The sequence below is a fragment of the Moorena sp. SIO3I8 genome (assembly GCF_010692325.1).
GTDB lineage: Bacteria > Cyanobacteriota > Cyanobacteriia > Cyanobacteriales > Coleofasciculaceae > Moorena.
The window spans coordinates 15281-33871 of the sequence record NZ_JAAHHW010000074.1 but is presented as its reverse complement, the minus strand read 5'-3'; the positions used below and the strand labels follow the sequence as shown (position 1 = coordinate 33871).

Below are 18591 nucleotides of genomic sequence, written 5' to 3'. Positions count from 1 at the left end.
AGATGAAAATCCGTTCTAGAGGTACCAATGTCAGTGGTTCCGTTTGATGAGGAGCCGGATGATGTGAAAATGTCACGTCCGGTTCTGAAGACGAGTCGGTGAGGCGACTCACCGGCTTAGTTTAATAATGGTTGGAATATTTTGGGAAAAAGTTTGGTCGGATAACTGTTGCAGTGAATCCAGCTTATACAAGTCAGAATTGTTCCAACTGTGGCGAAGTGGTCAAGAAATCGTTATCAACTAGAACCCATGTTTGCAAGTGTGGATGTCAGTTAGATCGAGACCACAACGCCGCTCGAAATATCTTAAGTAGAGCCTTGGGTACGGTGGGGCACACCGGAACCTTCCAAAACGCTTGGGGAGATCTGTCCTCTACTCTTCCTGGCTCCGGCCTGGTCGAGCAAGACGGGTCTACGATCCAAGAATCCCCCGGCATAAGCGCCGTGGGGAGTGTCAATCAGAGATCCAATCAGGTTGGAATCGCAAGGCAGAAGCGGAAGTATAAATTAAGGAGCTAGAAGGGCTACTAGAGGAGTTGGAAAAACGACTTAATGCTAATTTTGCCAACAATCCGGAAGTCTGCGGTGACCTTAGAAGATCATTAGTGAGATGCATCTAACGCGATCGCATATCCTTTCCATCATAGATCGTCCCAGGTCGGCAAAAGATTCCTTAGGTAATCCTGTAGGCATGAACGCTCAACTGGAAAGTGCTAGCGTACAGCATCTTTCAAGTCATTTCATGATACAGTTTTGCATGAATAAACTCTTCCGATGTCTTGGTGCGCGTTCCCATGGCGAAGGAACCTCGCCGGGGTCGCACCGCTATCTAGGAATTATTGTCACTCTTATCTTCAATAGTATCGGGCTACACTCCTGTACCACTCAAATTAGTCCCTGTCACATTCAAACTGAAGAAGCTCGAAGTATAAGTGTGCAGTCTAATGAGCCTATCTATAACGAGATTTTTGGCAATCAAGAATGCTCACCTCAAAAGCTTGTCTTGAGAATTCCTGTAAACTCAAGACAAGAAATTCCAGATACCAAGAGTTTACTGAATCATAGATATACTCCCAAGATTGTAACATTATTAACATTTTCTCATCAAGCTAAAAGTTTTTATATCAGACGTATTGATAACCATAACGACGGATGGGTTTATAAAAAAGCTAGTTGCTTAGCTTGGAAATGGTCTAGGGAAGATGAGCAACAAGTTTTAAATTTAAGTCTGGAGAGAAATCTCCAAATTCGTGACCCTAAAATTAAAAGTGTTATTTTTATAGTTTCTTTGCCCTTTGAAATCAAAGATGCTCAACCCAATGTTGACCTTCAAGTTTACACCTGGGACTTATTTGAAGGAATTTATTATTTAAAACTCAAAAATTATCCCAATTTAAAAGAAATATTAAGACAAAAGGATAGGAGAAGCATTCAAGCAAGTAATGCATTTCGTGATGGAAAAACTGTTAAACATGAAATTCAAAAAGAATTAAACCAGATAGATGATATTGGCGGAATACATCTTAATAATTATTTTGAGTCAATACTGGATGGAGAATACCTCAAAAAATATACTCCTAGTTCAGAGTATACCTATTGCGAAATACCGGAGGATTTAAAAAAATTATAACGTTTAGGACTAGTATGAGTTTGGGGATTTGGACGACAAATTATAGGTAAAACCAAAGCTATAGCACTACGCATTCAGATGTTTAACATTTCTAAACTCCGAAACCTAGTCCTAGCTTACTTTTGACTTCTGACTTCTAACTTCTGACTTGCGCGTAGCGCTAGGCTCCAAATGCTTCACCGGAAAAGAGTAAACTAACCAGACCTAGACACTACTCTACTTAATCAACTGATGTGATGAGATATGACTGAATTTGAACCAGCAACTACCAAGTCTGAAAACTATATTGAAAAGCCGGAATATCGAGAAAAGCTTGAAGATTGGTATCGCAGAGAAAAAAGACTTCAAGTCTTAATAATTTTGATATTTTTAGCACTTTTAATCATTTCTAGTTTTGGACAGTTTGCTCTATTAGATTACTCGTTTGGGGAAAGACTTGCTCTGTCAAAGGGTGATAAAATATTTGGAATTGAGACTAATAATTTACTCAGTTTATTGGTAACAGGTGCTTTACCCATAACCTCCATAGTAGATGGGTCTGGAATTATTAGCAAAAAAATTAAGATACCTTTACCATTAACTAATGGATTATCTATAATTTGGCTGGTGCTCTTAGGAGATATATTTTTGAATTTCCAAGCCGTATTAGTCAGCAACGAATCCGGAGCAGTAGATCAGTTAATACCGGTTATTGCTTTTGTTGTAGCCATAATTTTTTCCACAGCTTCTTTTTGTCTAAGTAGAGGCATAGTAGCCGCTAGCAAAAAATTCATGACCGCCAGAAAAAATCTTCAAATCCTAATGGTATATGGGATTAACCCTACCCCCTTGTATAAGGATACCGAACAACTTAAGTTAAGAGAAGAGACTCAAGCAGCAAGAACAGAGGCTGAACAGGAACGAAAAATAGTTGTAGAAGAAATTAATCAACACAAAGAAGCTTTAGAATTGGTAATAAAACTCGACAAAAATAAACTTCAATCTCCCAAAAAATAAGAAAAAAAACTACCAAAAAGATCGACGGAATTAACCAAGTAATTAAAACCCATTTAGAGCGTTTATTTAAAAACCAAGGAAAAGGAAGGATGAATTACATGGATAAAACGGCAAAATAAAACTATAATAAAAAACGAGTTATTGACGAAAATAAAGTCTTTAAAATAAGCATTAATCTATCAGCATTAAGCGTGGATATGAATCCTAGTATCGTAAGCTGTTAGGCATTAAAAATGCCTAACAGTTTAGCCATTTTTTGATAAACCGCTTGCGACCCATAGACGCGAAGCGCGGCTCCGGTGCGCGGTAGGACGCGAAAGCGAAGGAGGTTGTGTGCTCTGAGGGAACAGGCAAGGGGCAGCCAGAGGTTGGGCACAGGTTCTGATACCCTTTCTTGAAAAGGGATGCCACATTCGATTGTCGGGTCATTGGCTCGGGGTAATCGGTAATCCTAGGACCATTACTCATGACCCATTACCAAAAGGGAGGGAAAAAAAGTCTATACTCTGGGATTTGAGCAACCAGACATTCTATATTGAAAGAATTTAGGGAATAATTAAGGGAAATTTGGCGAGAAGGTGCCAGAAGAGGTGAAAGAAAAGGCGATGGAGACCAAACAGGCAATTGTTGATCACACAATTCAATTAACAAGCGGGAGAATGGCACCCTGGTTAAGGTCAAACCTAGACTCGATATGGAATAGGAGATCACTAGACACCGATTGGGATTTAGCTTATCGACCATGACCTTCTACTTAGGGAAAATGACTTGGTATCGACAGATGTGAGTAGCCGCGATGGAGTGTTGTCAGCATTGGGTCAGAGAGTCAATCAGAATCGATACAATCAGCTGCTGTTTTTCCAGAGGAATCTGGCCGGAGTTCCCTATTGTACAGCTGGCAGTTATTGTGTGAGGATGTTAGATCAAATTGGAGTCAAAGGTATTACTCCTCCTCCCGTTGCTATGGCAGTTATGTGAAGTACCTACAACCAAATCGAAGATTATGGTTGAGGCTTCCAGTTTCATCCGCCATCGCCTTCTGCGTAGAATCCCCCGTGCTTGACGCGAGGGAGAGTTCAAAAAAGAACACACAAGCAGTGTTAATTCGCTTCCTTTCACTTATCAGGAACCCATTGCTAATGTTTAAGGAGTAAAGTATATAAACAATCATGCCCAGTAAACAAGTTTTTGTTCGAGAATACAAAGTAAGAGCCCACAGGCGTACTATCCATACACGGGTTTACAAGTTCATTTGCCACTACTGCAATACGCCTGCAGAGAGGGAGACTTATGCTACCTGTTGTCCCAAGTATGGAAATCGCTGCAAAGGAGTAGCCAGAAAGTGTCTTCGCTATCAACACGCTAACGAATCTGGGGGAAGAAAGTAGATGTCTTATGTTCCATCACAGCCATCGCTACCATCGCAAAGTCACAAGATGTTAGAAGATTTGGTTGATTACTACCGACAAATGGTAGAGTATCATGAACAAGCTGCCACAGTTGCAAGAGAACAGCTTAGCCATGCTAAAGCTTTGCTGAATACCAATGCATTAGCTTTACCAGAAAATAACTCCAACAAGTTCCTGCCTCCTGGAAATCGCAACCACAACCAGCAGGAGAAATACTACCTCACCACGCCACTACCTGAATTGCCCGCAGACTTCTCCACTGAAACTGAATTAGATGAGTCAACATTAGCACTCAAACAACAACTCGATTACCAGGAGCAGAGGATTACAGAAGCCATTGACCGACTTCTGGAAACTCACAGGGGTACGATCCTCCACGTTGATTACCTGATCAGGGAGCTGTTTGGAGAGTTGGGCAAAGACGATATTGCCTCGAAAACTTCTCTGGTCAAATCCATCTTGTTGAAAGGAGAGAGCCAGGGGTTATGGCACTCTGTCCCTGACTCTCCAGGTTGCTACACCTTTTCTCTTCAAGATTTGCCCGATTTAGTTTCTACCAATAAACCTCAGAGAAAACCTGCCAAGAACAAAGCTCGTCGGCCTTCTCCGCTACCTAAGTTAGACCAATTAAAGTATATGACCTTATATGAGCTAGTGGCTTCTGTGTTAAGAGAACACTATCCACAGATCATGAGTGCTGCAGATGTTTTGGACGTGCTTTATCCTAATGGTTTGGATCCTAAGAAGAAAAATGTAGCTCGTAAATCCATTAGTAACACCTTAACTAAAGGATGTGAATCTAAAGGTTGGAAACGAGTCCAGCCGGGGCGATATATCTGGGCTGGCGGTTTCACCTAAAGCTGAGTTACGACACAAACGTTATTGATTATTAAGAAACTATAACAGGACTTAGGGAGTGACTCAACCTGTAGGGGCGCACGCCATACGTCCCTACTTGATATGTATTTATAGTTCTGTTCCGATATCCGAAGTTCCCTATTCCCAACTACTGCGGCGAAGTCTCATCAAGTAGATACACAATCTCAACCACCGTAACTCTGCCATGCCTGCCAAAACATATAAATTGATAGGGAAAATAACAGCGTGCGAAATCCATTGCTCACCAGTTGGTCTGGTAACTTTGGCAGAAAGCGAGTACTAATTTGCGCTCCCAAAAAGCCTCCTATACCCAGCAGCAGTCCCTCAATCCATAAGACATTTCCTTGTAAGGCATGTCCTGCAGAGGCTGAAACTGCTGTAATGACGATTACCCCTAGACTTGTCTGAATGGCAGTTTTAATTGGTTCTCCTAGGAGCAACATTTGGAGTGGAACCATAATTGTTCCCCCACCAATACCAAATAGACCAGCTAATAAGCCAGCTAAACCACCTGTCGCGATCCTGGCTACAGTAGCTTTGATGGGAGAGTTTGAAGAAAGTCTGTTGTTTGGTGCTCTTTGAGATTCCTGTTGCGCTCTAGACTTAAGCTGTTTGCGTAGTTGGATCAGATATATCGTCACCAGTAGCAGTATCCCAAAGGCTACCAGTAATAAGTAAGGAGGGAAGAGGTCGGCTAGATAGGCACCAATTTGTGCTGTGATTAGAGCCGGAAATCCGATGCCAATTACACTTTTTAGATTAAAGTAGCCCATCCGCCAGTTTTGCAATGTACCAGAGCTAGCCGTAATCACAATCGACAGACTACTGGTAGCCGCTGCTTGAACTGGTTGATATCCTAATGCCACTAACAAGGGGACGAGCACTACACCGCCGCCAATGCCGAGAAATCCGGCAAGAATACCTGCTAATAAACCGGAACCAGCAAAAATTAATAAATTGGTAGGAGTCATCCCTTTAGATCGCCTTTGGCTCAATGAACTTTTTTGCTAGCATAGCTGCTCTTGAGTCGTTTTTTAATTAGCGATCGCGTAGCGGCTCGTACCGAGCATCGCGCCCCGCGTGACCATTCGCGTAGCATGGCCTAAAGGCCAAGGTCAATCCCATTTAGCTGGCAATTTAGCTTCATCCGCTCTTATGCCTCACATCTCAATGGGCAGCATGAGTGTCAGATGAATTGCGGACAGGGTATATCTCGTTTATATTAGATATAGTAGGGAAGACAAATTAAGAGCTAACCGCCACCTACTAATCAAAAATATAACTTATTGTATTGTTCCGGCGGGTCGGGGCATCCCGGAGACGAAACCTTAGAATAGGGCAGCCTTAATCATAAAGTTTTAACCCTTTACCCATAACCGACTAACCATAAAGGCTGCCCTATTCTTGCGGTAACTTCTGACCGTGTCGTTAATAAAGCTTACCGAACGCGCCCCGCGTGGCCAAAGGCCTTGTATCCGTTCGCGCAGCGTCGGCTAAAGCCGATACCGTTGGGTGGAGTTGGTAAGAAGCCCACACTGTAATCTTTGATAAGCGTGTGGGAGTATGTCACTTCTGGATTATTTCATTGGGTATCGCTACTTTAATCACAACAGTTTCACCTTCGGCTTCCCAATGAGCGCTCGCCTCCACCTGGGAGTTTAGTTCTGGATTCATTGGTATTGCGACCTTGATCGCCACTTCTTCACCGACTCTTTGAGGAACACTAGGAGCTTTTACCCTAGGCTGAGCCACTAATGAAATAGGTGTGAGCAGAGGTTGGGAGCTATTGTCTTCTTGGAAATCAGCAACAGTTGCCATCGCCTTTGGTGCTGGTGCTACCACAGCAATCCCATCATTGAGTTTGGTAAGGGTAGAGCTTGGTACCTCAGCGGAGCTAATTGTGCTGAGGTTTGGATTACGGTTAAACACAAATCTGGGCTGGAGCAAACTTTTTAATAAAAGCCACAGCAAGCTGAATTCTCCAGGGGTATCACAACGTTTCCACTGACCCACACCACAAAACAGCATTTCAATTAAACACCGTGTCTGGGGTAAACTCATCTGCTGATTAAATCCTATTTGGAAAGTGGGGCTTTCACTCGTGAGGTCTGTGTGAGTAATCTTTCCTTGTAGTCGCAAGTTCTCCCCCATTATTTTCAGACTTACTTTGATATTGTCTTTAAGGGAGATAGATAGCTTCTCAGTCAGCTTGATTTGAGCACCTACTTGGGAAATCCACTTAGTGATGCCCCAATAGGTTTGACCTCCTATATTTATTCGCACCACTTTACGTAAGTCAAACCATTCGTCAGTATTGGGATTAGGAGAATCCAGAAGGATTAGTAAGGCGATACTCAGCACCAGGAGATTGTAGCCACTCCAAATCCAAGCTAAGCTGATGCCTTGGGTAAGTTGGGCTGTTTCTTGGGATGGCAAACTGCTGGCTGGTATCAATAATTCGGTCAGATTAAACCCAAAACTAATTGCTGTAGCAACGAATACAATAATCAGCGGCGATGCTAACTGCCAGTTGTAATTAAAACTCTCCCGAGATATTCCTTTCGGGGTTACTTTAAATCCTCTCGAAAAAGGATTCAGCATTGTCTGCAACACCGTTAATCCAATGGGGAAACATGACACTACTGAATAAATATCTGACATGAAAGCGGAGCGAGAGCGGCAGTTTATCCACGAGAATACAGAAAACTGTAGCAAATAGAAAGGAACTAAAAAACACAAGACTTCAGTAGCTGTTGCTTTAAAGGGAATAATCCCGAAAAATGCATATGCTATGGGAACAATTAGAAAATAAATTCGTGACCAGCTAGTAAACCAATAAAGCAACCCATCTAAATGAACCAGTCTTTGGAGATTAGTAAGTCCAGGAATTCTTAATGGATTTGCTTCTAGAAAAAGTCCCTGTAAGGTACCTTGTGCCCATCTTAGCCGCTGAGATACATGACTTGCTATATTCTCTGCTGCCAAGCCAGCACTTAATTTTTCATCAAGATAAATTAACTTATAGCCAAGAGCCGATAAACAAACGCCAGTATAGTAATCTTCAGCGATGGAATCGGTAAAAAAGCCACCAATACTTAAGAGTGCGCTGCGCCTGACCACAAAAGACGTGCCACAACACACAATACTATTTGCGCTATCCCGAATTGGTTGAATGTGTCGATAAAATAATTCTTCTTCTGCCGTCAGAATGTTTTCTAAACCTAAATTATAGGCAACCGGATCCGGATTATAGTAGCTTTGGGGAGTCTGAACTAGAGCGACTTCCTTATCCTTAAAGAAACCCACAGTCCGCTTGAGGAAGTTCCTAGTAGGAATAAAATCAGCATCAAATACAGCAATTAAATCCCCAGAGGTTTGAGGAAGGGCATTGTTTAAATTACCTGCTTTGGCATTAAGATTATTTGGTCGCGTAATATACTCGCAGCCTAGCTCAGCTGCAAGTCTTTTCATCTCAGGACGTCTAGTATCATCCAGAAGATAGATCGTTTTTCTTGTATAGTCTAAAGCTTGACAACCAATAATTGTTCGCCGTAGAATAGAGGGATGTTCATTATACGTAGGAATCAGGATATCAACAGAAGGGGTAAAACGACCACTAATAACCGATAATTCACCCCAATCAGCTTCCTGACTTCTATCTTTTATCTGGGACAAGAAAAACAGCTGAATGGTGCTACCAGCTAGCCTCAGTATTTCCGCTAGTAATAACCCCAAGCTAAAGACGCCATTGACCACGGTATCCAGATTGAGGGTAAACAGCGATCGCCACAGTACATACTGAAGAGTCAGCAGTAGCAAAATCCCTACCACCACAAGCTGCCACTTAGAGCGAGTTTTTGTCATAATCCCTTAACTGTAATTCCAGTATTGTCATTAGTTCTTGGCAGAAGACCCCTATTACAGCCAATTGGGTTGAGGGGAGGGGATTGCCATCACCTGTAGGTTCATAACTAGTCTAGGCTCATAACTCGCTGGTTAGGACGAGCTAATTCCTTAGCTTCCCTCACCAGCTAAGGGGTACACCGTCGCTTCCACCGTTCTTTATCTTAATTAACATTTAACTTGCTGATTGTTCACTGTTGACCGTTAACCCTTGACAGTGAAGATTACTCTGGTGTCAACACAAAATCCGTTGCTTAAATTATTATGCAGGTTAAATGTGTATCTGCCTGTGACCATTAACCCAACTTAGTACAGTCTAATCCAACCTTGGACCCTACCTATGTTCCATAACTTTGACAGAGTCGCCCCTACCAAAGCGCTTGAGCGATGATGGAGCCACTGTATTGGCACTTTGAATGATACTATGGGTCGATTACCAACAGACTCTTAAAAAGGTTTAACCTAGCTTAACTTAACACAATACTTTGTTAATTGGCGGGGGACATCTCGGCTATTATTTCATCCTCCTCTTGTCCAACCACCCAATTAGCAAAGCGCTTGGCTAGGGGTGGCACACATACCAGGGGGTTAGTAAAACCAGAAAATATATAAACTCCTTCCACACCACTGACGGAACCAACCACTGGCAGACCAGTGTTGCTGAATGCTACTAAACAATGATGCCAGGTTCCTGGTAATTTCTCAAGAGCTGGTAGAATTTTGCCCACTTGAGTACGAATTTCCGATTCTCCTTTCTCTGGCGCTATAGTCGCGTAGGGGTCTGTCAGCACACGGCTCAGCTGACCCATCCGTAAACTGCCATCTAAAAACTGCACTGCACCTGCATCAAGAATGGGTCGTATTACCTCATGACCAGGCTTATCCCACAAGTGTTCAACTGACTTATTACTGGCTTGCTGTTCCAGTTGAAACCGTTTCGTATTTGCTGGAATAACCATTGTCTGCAGCTGGATGTCAACTCTGGGAGTTTCAATCATCTCCTCATGAGTGAAATACAAGTATACAGGAATTCCGGAAGCTTTCAGTAAGGTGCGACTGAGTCCACCAGCACAGACAACCGTGTTAGCCGTGTGGTAAGTTGCTGATAATGTTTTGACTGCCTTGATAGCATCTGAGCTCCTTACCAGTTCAACCACACGGGCAATTTGGATTTCCCCCCCACAACGGCGGAAAGCGTTCAGGTAACCTTGGGTAGTCTTTCCCGGATGGATATGCCCGTGACGGACAGTAAAAGCTCCTGCGATCGCATTTCGATTGAGTAATGGTTCGAGGGCACAAGCGTCCTCCACACTCAACCAACTTGGGGGAGTAGCACAACGGGCATAATCTACTGCCAATTGCTCATAGTCATCGTTGAGGTCAATGGTCAGCAATAAGTCTAATTCCCGGAACTGGGTATCTGTTTCTAATTCCTCAGATAAAGTTTGATAAATTGCTCTAGCTTCCTGACATAGCACTCGAGTTAACTTTGATGTTCCTGACCAATAGCCAAGACTACCATAGCTATAGCGAGTTGCTCCCTCTAGGGTAGGATGTTGCTCCAAAATCAGAACACTCAAACCCTGGCGAGACAATTCGTACCCGAGTGCTGCTCCAGTAATGCCACCACCAACGACAATCCAGTCATATACTTTCATCGTAATAGTCGCACATCCTAAGTCTAATCGGGTGTTTAGCCCAAAACTGACTCAATTCTAATGATTAAGGGTGGCAGTAGCAGGGAACCGGCTACAAAAATAGCAGTTATCGCTGAGATCAGCACTGCACCAGCCGCACAATCTTTAGCAATTTTAGCCAGTTCATGGTATGATTGTTTAACTGTTAGATCTACGACCGATTCAATAGCTGTATTTAACATCTCCATAGCCATGACTAGCCCAGTGGTTAGTCCAATCACAGCCAGTTCTACGAGGGGTATTTGTAAAAAAATGCCCAAGGTAATCGCTAGAATGCCAATGGCTGTATGGATGCGGAAGTTACGTTGGGTGACAAAGGCATAGCGAACCCCAGCCCAGGCATATTTGAAACTAATCATTAATGTGGGAGCAATTCGCCAAGCCAAATCTCGGTGAGGTTTGACTTTGGAGTCAGAGTATTGGGGTACTGGTATAGATAGCTCTTGAGTCATCGGCAAGGTATTAGACACGAAAAACTGAGTTTAATAAGATTCGGCCTTTGGTAACACCATTTATTGGTGCAGGTATAGGTTTTGGGTATACCTTAATCTTTCCCATATGGGGTAGAAGGATTAACCTTTAGGGATATACTGGAAAGCACAGCAGACTTCTAGGAATCATTAGAAAGACCTACGCTCTGAAGTAGAGTCTCCTGCTGATCCAGCATTCTCACTAGACTTTCCTCATCCGGATGATCCCATCCTAGAAGGTGAAGTAAACCATGGGTTGCCAGCCAGGCTAGTTCCGTGGATAGAGAATGCTTATGCTGTTTAGCCTGTTGAACAGCAGTATCTACCGAAATCACGATATCACCCAAGTATAGAGGCACCGATAATTGCTTTTGGGGTGATAACTTAGGTGAGTTTACCTCTAAAGCTGCAAAAGCAAGTACATCTGTAGGCTGATTTTTTTTTCGGTACTGGGAATTAAGTGCTTGAATTTCACTATTGTCGGTAAGGCGAAGACTCAATTCGTAGCTCTTCGCCTCCGGTAAATCTGTTTCGAGACTTCCTAGCCATTGGTGAAACCAGCTTTCCCAAGTGTGGAGGGAAATTGGGCTGCTGAATTGGTTAGTAATGGTTTCAGTGGAATGGGAGCGATTAAAGAAACAATCCTGTACACTCAATTCAAAATTCACACCTCAAAAACTCCAAAAGGCTTGGCTACCAGTAGAGTGACCTAATCCCATGACCTAGCGAATGGGCTAGGTCATGGCTTCCTTCAACCTGGCACTAGGACTCCCTTACTCTTGCTCTATGATTCGATATAGCTGTCAAAACTAAGTTTAATGTACTTAAAAACTCTTTACCTAACGGGTTAGGTAGGCAAGACCCACCAGTAAGGCCAATAAACCAGAAACGGTTAGGAAAAAGTGTCTCAGAGATTTACCTCCCTTACGCACCATATTGCGCATGGCTAACTTGGTGTAACTAGGCTTAGGTTCACTTGAACCGCTATCGGCTGGGGCTGTAGTTGTATCCAGACATTGTTCTGGCTGTTGGGTCGGTGAAGGTGGGTTGCTCATGGAACACAGGTAGTCTACGTCAGAATTTCTTTGCTGATTTTAATGTAACAACAGACTTAACAATTTTTACCAGGACTTACCCAGAAAATCTATGTGTAGGGTTCCTTATTAACACACCCTACAGAAAGGCGCGTTTGTTGCCGAATTTTGCCTGAGTCCTGCTTACTTGAAACTTGACCACTTACTATTGATATTGATGAGTAATAATCAAGCAACTTTGAAATCACTAATTACCAATCATTACTTATTAGTTAGTTAACTGATTTTCTTGACGGAGATAGGCTTCAATGAATAAGTCAATATTACCATCAAGGACATCATTAACTGCTGTAGTTTCCACACTAGTGCGCAGGTCTTTCACCATCTGGTAAGGATGAAACACATAATTTCGAATTTGGTTTCCCCAAGCCGCTTCCACCATGTCCCCTCGAATTTCGGCAATTTCTTGAGCTCGTTGCTCCTCAGCAATCACCAGCAACTTAGCTTTCAGCAGTACTAAGGCTTTTTCTTTGTTTTGCAATTGAGAACGCTCCTGAGTACAGCGCACAGCCAGGCCGGTAGGAATATGGACAATCCGCACTGCAGTTTCTACCTTATTGACGTTTTGCCCTCCCTTACCACCAGCACGGGAGGTGGTAATTTCTAAATCCTTCTCGGGGATTTCCAGCTCAACGGTATTATCCACCGCAGGCATCACTTCTACTCCAGCAAAACTAGTCTGTCGCTTACCGTTAGCATTAAACGGGGAAATCCTAACCAGTCGATGAGTACCTTTCTCGGCTTTCAGGTAACCATAGGCGCGGAGTCCGTCAATTTCCAGAGTGGCAGACTTAATTCCAGCTTCATCTCCTGGGGAAAGTTCTGCTAGGTGGACTTTATAACCATGGTTCTCTGCCCAACGGGTGTACATGCGAAGTAATAGGTCAGCCCAATCTTGGGCATCAGTTCCACCAGCCCCCGCATTGATGGTGAGGACAGCACCTTTAGCGTCGTAGGTACCAGATAACAGCTGTTCCAACTCCCAGCGATCCAGTTCTTTATTCAGCTGAGTCAAGTTGGTTTGAGCTTCTGCAAGCAGTGCGTCATCGGTTTCTAGTTCTAGCAACTCCAAGATCGCTTTAGTGTCTTCTAAACTAGATTGCCACTGTTTATACCGTTGGAGGTTAGATTTTAGGTCGTTGAGTTGTTGAAGGGTTTGTTGAGCAAAGTTTTGGTCATCCCAAAAATCCGGTTGAGCTGCCAGCTGCTCTAAATCTTGGATTTTGGCTTTCACAGCAGCAATGTCAAAGATAGTCCTGGGTTTTACCCAGGCGCTCCGACAAGATTTCGACTGCCCGTTTCTGCTCTAAGGTTTCCATAATGCTTCAATCCTTTACAAAACTATTATAACACCACCAGGGTATATTGTTAATTTTACATTTTAACTATAGTCTACCGATAATTACCCCGATGCGATCGCCATGTCAAATCTCCTGGTAAAATTCCAATGTCCAAACGTAATTGGTAAGCATTCAGCTATCAGCCTATGCGCTACAGATGGTGCTACTTGAGGTGCTTATGGGCTATGGCCACGCTTTGCGAACAGCTTTTGAATCAAACAGGTAAGCATTGGAATAATGCTGAGTTACGGAAAGCTGCTAGGGATTCATAGTCTTTGGCTGATGGGCAAATCCCCAGACTTTCAATTCTCATTAATCTCGAACTATTAGGTGCGCACCTTGAGCGAATTTAATTCTTAATGGGTCAAGCGCACCTTTAAATTCTCCCCTTTGCGCATTGCCCATTGGCGCACGCTACGCGAAGGGCGCACGCTACGCTGGGTTGATTTTAAGCATGATAGCTGACAGCGGTAGGCTGAATGCTTACCGGAATTGGACATAGTCTAAGGATAATTTACTCGATGCGATCGCCATGTCAAATCCCAATGTTAAAACGTAATTGAACATTGAATCAAATTCCCCCAAAACGTTTTAAATTAATCGAGTATAAGTTTTTAAACTGTTAATAAAAACCCAATATTCATTGATATAAAAATCGATTTGATTTACTCCAATAATCACGCTTAATACTACACAATACCTTGCTTCTTTTCTATAACATATCGATTTCAAACTTTATCATAAACTTTACCATAAATAGCGCTCACTTTTGATATTGCCATTTCCTTAGGGATTCGGAGTTCAGCAACATTTCCGTACTATCACAAAACCGCTTCAGAACAGGACTTGCCCCTATTGCTGGCCTGTAGGCAGCAATAGGGGCACAAATCAAATTTACTGGCCATGATGCTGTATTTCAGCCTCTGTTCGGGTTTATGGCTTCTATATGACGTCTAAGCTGTTGTGCATTTAAATTGCACAGCAGCAAGGCAGAAGGCAGAAGGTAAAAGAGTTTCAGGGTTTTTTTCCTATTTAATAGGTGTATAGAAAAAAATCGGGGTACAGCATTACCGTCCCCGATCAGGTTCTATCGTCTAGCACTGTCTTAGTCGCGACCATTAAGAGCAATCAGCAGCCGCAAAATGAACACGAACAAGTTAATATAGGTCAAGTACATTGACAGGGCAGCAGGTAGATACTGGTCATCACGATAGGCGCGAGGCAGGATGAAGAAATCCACTACAGCCGCACCCGCAAAAATAACCACACCGATGCCAGAGATAGCAATTTCTAGAAAGCTGGGTGTGTATACACCAAAGAAGGATAAAACTAGCTGAGCCACCAAGACCACCAGCAAGGCAATCATACCCATCTGGACGGTTTTGGCTAAAGCAAAGCCATCTTCCTCTGAGAGATTAGAGCCAATTTGACGGCCAGCCATAAAGGCAACACCACAGCCAAAGGCAGCAATGGCAATGCCTTGCATGCCCACACCCCCTGTTCCTAGGGCAACGAATATTAAGCCACTGAGGGTGTAGCCGGACAAGAGACTGTAAGTAGCTAGAAGAGGCAAAGCTACAGTGTTGTTTCCGTTCTCAGCCACACCACGGGCAACGAAGAAAAGAATAAGTTCGGCAATTAGGGCAAGCCAGATGGTGGTCATAAATAGCCCTGGGTTGCTTGAAATCACTCCCAGACCACCATAGACACCTAGTGCAGTTAAGACTAGTCCACCACCCAGGAAGGGCAGGGCGTTAGCAATAACATTCGGACCAACTAGGGCTCGACCTTGAGATTCACGAATTGCTTGACGAAAGTTACTGGTACTACTCATGAGATTTTAGTCAAGAATTTTCTGGATAAAGTATCAGGATTGATTGATAACTACTCCTATTTTGAACCATATCCGCAATCTTGTGGCAGGACGGAAAACCGACTTGCCTAGTACTCCGTCCAAATTTAATTGAGGGGTAAACTATACTTTTTCCGAATACCTAATACCTAACAGCGTAAGCATTCAGCCGTCAGCGGTCAGCCGTGAGGTAAAAGCTCACGCTACTTGAGGTGCTTATTTTATTCAAAGATAGCGTAAGCATTCAGCCGTCAGCGGTCAGCGGTCAGCGGTCAGCCGTCAGCCTTGGCCACGCTACGCGAATGGCTGATACTTGAGGTGCTGATAGCAGCTTGTCGGGTGGGCAAAAACAGTTTGGTTCTTTTGAGTATTCGAGATTATACTACTTTGCCCACCCTACTTTAATTGGTCTGATAGCTTGTAGGGTGGGCAAAAACAGTTTGCTTGTTTTGAGTATTCGAGATTATACTACTTTGCCCACCCTACTTTAATTGGTCTGATAGCTGATAGCTGATAGCTGATAGCTGATAGCTGAATGCTTACCTAACACCTAATACCTAACACCTAATACCTAACACCTAATACCTAATATCTAATACCTAATATCTAATACCATTAACCTTGCCCTAACCCTCAAAACTAAATTGACAGAGTACTAGTTGCCACTTTTTGCTAGTTGCCACTTTTTGCTAGTTGCCACTTGCGCGTCATTAGGTTATATATTATACCAAATTGAAGACGGTATAGGAATTTATCACTATCTTGGCCTTGGCGTTTAAATTTGCGTGATTGTACAGAGAAAACAAAAACGGTAGTTTGTTTTTTCAGTAAAAAGACCATAGTAGCAAAGATAATCTCTACAGACAATGAGTTGAAGAAGATTAATTGCTTAGGCTAAGCCTCGTGTCGTAAATAGGTTTCCACTTCTGGGATATTTTGAGAATGGCTATTGGGTCTGTTGGTTTTCAAGGAATGGAACTTCTGATTGCGTACTACCGAAATCCATCAATTCAACTTCGCAATCAGATAGTAAGATTAAATGCTGGGTTAGTGAGGAAGATTGCTCATATAGTCAGCCAGAAGTGTGCTGAACCTTATGAAGACCTCGAGCAAATGGGTTACATCGGCTTGATTCGTGCTATTGAGCGGTTCGACCCCCATCAAGGTTGTGCATTCAGTTCCTTAGCAGTGCCTTACATTCGCGGTGAGATGCTACATTTCTTGCGCGACAGGGGTTCTCTGGTCAAGATTCCTCGCCGATGGCAGGAACTGCAGCAGGCAGGGAAAAGAGTCAGCAAAAACTTAGCAACTAACTTGGGACGCTTCCCCAGAGATGAAGAAATTGCTAAGGCTTTGGATGTATCACTGCAAGAGTGGCAGGAAAGTAAGTTGGCAGTTCAAAATCGTTTGCCTTTAAGTTTGGATGCCACGGTTTCTCAGAAGGTCGATCAACCCATGACTTTAGGAGAGACTCTACCGGATTACTATGAAGAAAATTTACACTATTGGGAAGAAGACCGACAACAGCTCCACGGTGCCTTGAGTCAGCTAGAAGATAAAACTCAGGCAGCTATAGAGTTTGTTTTCTTACGAGAACTCCCCCGCAAGGAGGCAGCTAAACGAATTGGAGTGAGTCCGATGACAGTGACGCGGCATGTCAAAAGAGGACTTCAAGAGTTGGTTACCCTGATGAAATCTCAAGCATCGGAGCGTCTGGCAAGTTAGGAAGAATTAATTCTTAATTCTTAATTCTTAATTCTCAATTCGAATTTCCTTATACTTAATTGCTGTCGGTATTGATATCGCAAAAGAGAGTTTGCCAGTCTCGCAAACCATCAGTTGCTTCTTTGACTTCAAAGGTGACATTACAAGCCTTGGGTTGCTCTAGTACCTGAACACAAAGTTCAGCAATATCTTCCCGACTTACTTTACCTCGGATATTGTCTCCTTGAGCAAACACTAAGGCTTGACCTCCCGGCTCTTCTGTCAAAGCACAAGGTCTGATGATGGTATAGGAAACACCACTGTCGCGAACTGCTTCTTCTCCCCGGAGTTTCCAGGTTAGAATTCCCCCCAGTTGGTCGTTCATTCGTACCGCTGGTGGTTCTTCCTCGAGGTTAATTCCTGGACGACCTGGACGAGTTACCCCGGCTGAGCTAATCATAATGAATTGGGGCTTGGTGATACCCCCATAGGCTTTAATAGTTTCCAGCTGTAGGACAAAAGAACCTGGAGCAAATTTTGGGTTGAGCGCGCCATCATATTCAAATTTACTCAGCATTAGCTGTATAGCACAGATGCGACTGGGGTTGAAGGGAGCAGCATCTTTCAAGGTTTTGGCTCGAAATACCGGAATCAAATCAGCAAAGGGAATCGAAACATTCATCCACTGATCTTTCTGGGTGTCGAAGGAATAGCAGTAGGCAATTCCATCCCATTTCGATTCATTACGCAATATAAATTTATACCGTTGACCATCCCCTTTAACTCGCAGTTCTAGTCCTTCGTACTCAGCTAAGTTGAGGGGAGTTGGGAGATTGCGGGTGCGTACTGACACAAAGCCCCCAGAATTTGCCGTTGAGACATTGCCAGTAAACAGGGCAGCCTTGTCGATGAGGCGAATTGAACTCTCGCTGACACCACCCATTACTACATCATCCACAGCACCCCAGGTTTCTTGTAAGTCATCGGAAGGGTTTTGGAAGTCAAATAGGAGTTGTTTGCCTGGTTCGAGAGACTCGGCTGCGGCTTGTACTAAGTTCTTGATACCCTGATACTCCACTAGTTCAGGGCTATCGACCACTTCTGGCCTATAGAACTTGATGCCCTGATCGTATTTTTCCTGGTTCGGGGTGTCTCCTTCTATGGATTGCACCTGCGCTCCCGTACAACACACTACAGCAGTAATGTTCTTGTACAGTGCTGGAGTCAAGGTGTCTGGATTAGTGATATCTGCCTCAAATAGTTCCAGGTTATCCCCAAGGATTTCCCTAGCTTTCTCGGCATTTATAACTAGGGCACGTACAGGATAATTCTGCTCAAGCAGACGGCGAACCACTCGCTTACCTACACCGCCAGTTGCCCCAGCTACCAGTATTACTCCCATATCTTTGTCTTTACCTTGGCTCGATTTTTGATTATTGGCACGACCTGTGAATAATCGCTGTAGGCAGCTCAGGAAAGGGATAACCTCAAAGTAGCTTAGGGTTTGTATGAATCTGCCAGCATCCCATGGGGAGCGATTGTTTTGGGTCATAATCGCCTCAAGTGCATTTTTTATTCAGTTTATCGAAATCTGAGTGACTCTGAAGGTTACCTTGAG

At 43.4% G+C, this 18591-nt stretch carries 14 protein-coding genes and 1 pseudogene; 6 read left to right on the top strand and 9 right to left on the bottom strand.

Features of this window, described 5'->3' with window-relative positions:
• Positions 1-128: 128 nt before the first annotated feature.
• The 5 genes and pseudogenes from F6K51_RS23890 to F6K51_RS23870 all read left to right on the top strand — a co-directional run.
• A pseudogene (locus F6K51_RS23890) lies at positions 129-518 on the top strand (transposase); the annotation flags it as partial.
• A 415-nt stretch (positions 519-933) separates the two neighbouring features.
• A complete protein-coding gene (locus F6K51_RS23885) occupies positions 934-1629 on the top strand; it encodes a hypothetical protein (protein WP_293024887.1) in 696 nt (231 codons plus the stop codon).
• 243 nt (positions 1630-1872) lie between these two features.
• The gene (locus tag F6K51_RS23880) at positions 1873-2625 is read left to right on the top strand and encodes a hypothetical protein (protein ID WP_293024885.1); all 753 of its coding nucleotides are present in this window, start codon (positions 1873-1875) and stop codon (positions 2623-2625) included.
• A gap of 768 nt (positions 2626-3393) precedes the next feature.
• Complete coding sequence (locus F6K51_RS23875; protein WP_293024883.1) at positions 3394-3603, top strand: hypothetical protein; 210 nt, start codon at positions 3394-3396, stop codon at positions 3601-3603.
• 410 nt (positions 3604-4013) lie between these two features.
• The gene (locus tag F6K51_RS23870; RefSeq protein ID WP_293024880.1) at positions 4014-4892 is read left to right on the top strand and encodes a hypothetical protein; all 879 of its coding nucleotides are present in this window, start codon (positions 4014-4016) and stop codon (positions 4890-4892) included.
• A gap of 185 nt (positions 4893-5077) precedes the next feature.
• Here F6K51_RS23870 and F6K51_RS23865 read toward each other — a convergent pair whose 3' ends face one another.
• The 8 genes from F6K51_RS23865 to F6K51_RS23830 form a co-directional block, all read right to left on the bottom strand.
• Positions 5078-5884 carry a sulfite exporter TauE/SafE family protein gene (locus F6K51_RS23865; protein ID WP_293024877.1) on the bottom strand — a complete coding sequence of 269 codons (807 nt, stop codon included), beginning with the start codon at positions 5882-5884 and terminating at the stop codon, positions 5078-5080.
• 595 nt (positions 5885-6479) lie between these two features.
• Positions 6480-8777, bottom strand: coding sequence for a glycosyltransferase (locus tag F6K51_RS23860; protein ID WP_293024874.1), 2298 nt, complete (start codon positions 8775-8777; stop codon positions 6480-6482).
• A 527-nt stretch (positions 8778-9304) separates the two neighbouring features.
• Complete coding sequence (locus tag F6K51_RS23855) at positions 9305-10474, bottom strand: FAD-binding oxidoreductase (RefSeq protein ID WP_293024872.1); 1170 nt, start codon at positions 10472-10474, stop codon at positions 9305-9307.
• 35 nt (positions 10475-10509) lie between these two features.
• A complete protein-coding gene (locus F6K51_RS23850) occupies positions 10510-10965 on the bottom strand; it encodes a diacylglycerol kinase family protein (protein ID WP_293024889.1) in 456 nt (151 codons plus the stop codon).
• 158 nt (positions 10966-11123) lie between these two features.
• A complete protein-coding gene (ybeY, locus tag F6K51_RS23845; RefSeq protein ID WP_293024870.1) occupies positions 11124-11651 on the bottom strand; it encodes an rRNA maturation RNase YbeY in 528 nt (175 codons plus the stop codon).
• Between the two features lie 171 nt (positions 11652-11822).
• Positions 11823-12038, bottom strand: coding sequence for a DUF3285 domain-containing protein (locus tag F6K51_RS23840; RefSeq protein WP_293024868.1), 216 nt, complete (start codon positions 12036-12038; stop codon positions 11823-11825).
• A 247-nt stretch (positions 12039-12285) separates the two neighbouring features.
• A protein-coding gene (gene prfB / locus F6K51_RS23835) for a peptide chain release factor 2 (RefSeq protein WP_293024866.1) occupies positions 12286-13396 on the bottom strand; the annotation gives its coding sequence in 2 pieces (ribosomal slippage) (positions 12286-13323 and positions 13325-13396; 1110 coding nt in all).
• A gap of 1126 nt (positions 13397-14522) precedes the next feature.
• Positions 14523-15251, bottom strand: a complete 729-nt coding sequence (locus tag F6K51_RS23830) for a Bax inhibitor-1 family protein (protein ID WP_293024864.1) — start codon at positions 15249-15251, stop codon at positions 14523-14525.
• A 960-nt stretch (positions 15252-16211) separates the two neighbouring features.
• Here F6K51_RS23830 and F6K51_RS23825 point away from each other — a divergent pair.
• The gene (locus F6K51_RS23825; RefSeq protein WP_293024862.1) at positions 16212-16994 is read left to right on the top strand and encodes an RNA polymerase sigma factor SigF; all 783 of its coding nucleotides are present in this window, start codon (positions 16212-16214) and stop codon (positions 16992-16994) included.
• A gap of 55 nt (positions 16995-17049) precedes the next feature.
• Here F6K51_RS23825 and F6K51_RS23820 read toward each other — a convergent pair whose 3' ends face one another.
• Entirely contained in the window at positions 17050-18525 is a 1476-nt protein-coding gene (locus F6K51_RS23820; protein ID WP_293024861.1) for a CIA30 family protein, read from the bottom strand.
• Between the last annotated feature and the right edge of the window lie 66 nt (positions 18526-18591).

Coding starts and splice junctions, on each gene's coding strand:
- F6K51_RS23880 (WP_293024885.1), top strand. CDS start 1,873: ATGACTGAATTTGAACCAGCAACTACCAAGTCTGAAAACTATATTGAA.
- F6K51_RS23870 (WP_293024880.1), top strand. CDS start 4,014: ATGTCTTATGTTCCATCACAGCCATCGCTACCATCGCAAAGTCACAAG.
- F6K51_RS23865 (WP_293024877.1), bottom strand. CDS start 5,884: ATGACTCCTACCAATTTATTAATTTTTGCTGGTTCCGGTTTATTAGCA.
- F6K51_RS23860 (WP_293024874.1), bottom strand. CDS start 8,777: ATGACAAAAACTCGCTCTAAGTGGCAGCTTGTGGTGGTAGGGATTTTG.
- F6K51_RS23855 (WP_293024872.1), bottom strand. CDS start 10,474: ATGAAAGTATATGACTGGATTGTCGTTGGTGGTGGCATTACTGGAGCA.
- F6K51_RS23850 (WP_293024889.1), bottom strand. CDS start 10,965: ATGACTCAAGAGCTATCTATACCAGTACCCCAATACTCTGACTCCAAA.
- F6K51_RS23840 (WP_293024868.1), bottom strand. CDS start 12,038: ATGAGCAACCCACCTTCACCGACCCAACAGCCAGAACAATGTCTGGAT.
- F6K51_RS23830 (WP_293024864.1), bottom strand. CDS start 15,251: ATGAGTAGTACCAGTAACTTTCGTCAAGCAATTCGTGAATCTCAAGGT.
- F6K51_RS23825 (WP_293024862.1), top strand. CDS start 16,212: ATGGCTATTGGGTCTGTTGGTTTTCAAGGAATGGAACTTCTGATTGCG.
- F6K51_RS23820 (WP_293024861.1), bottom strand. CDS start 18,525: ATGACCCAAAACAATCGCTCCCCATGGGATGCTGGCAGATTCATACAA.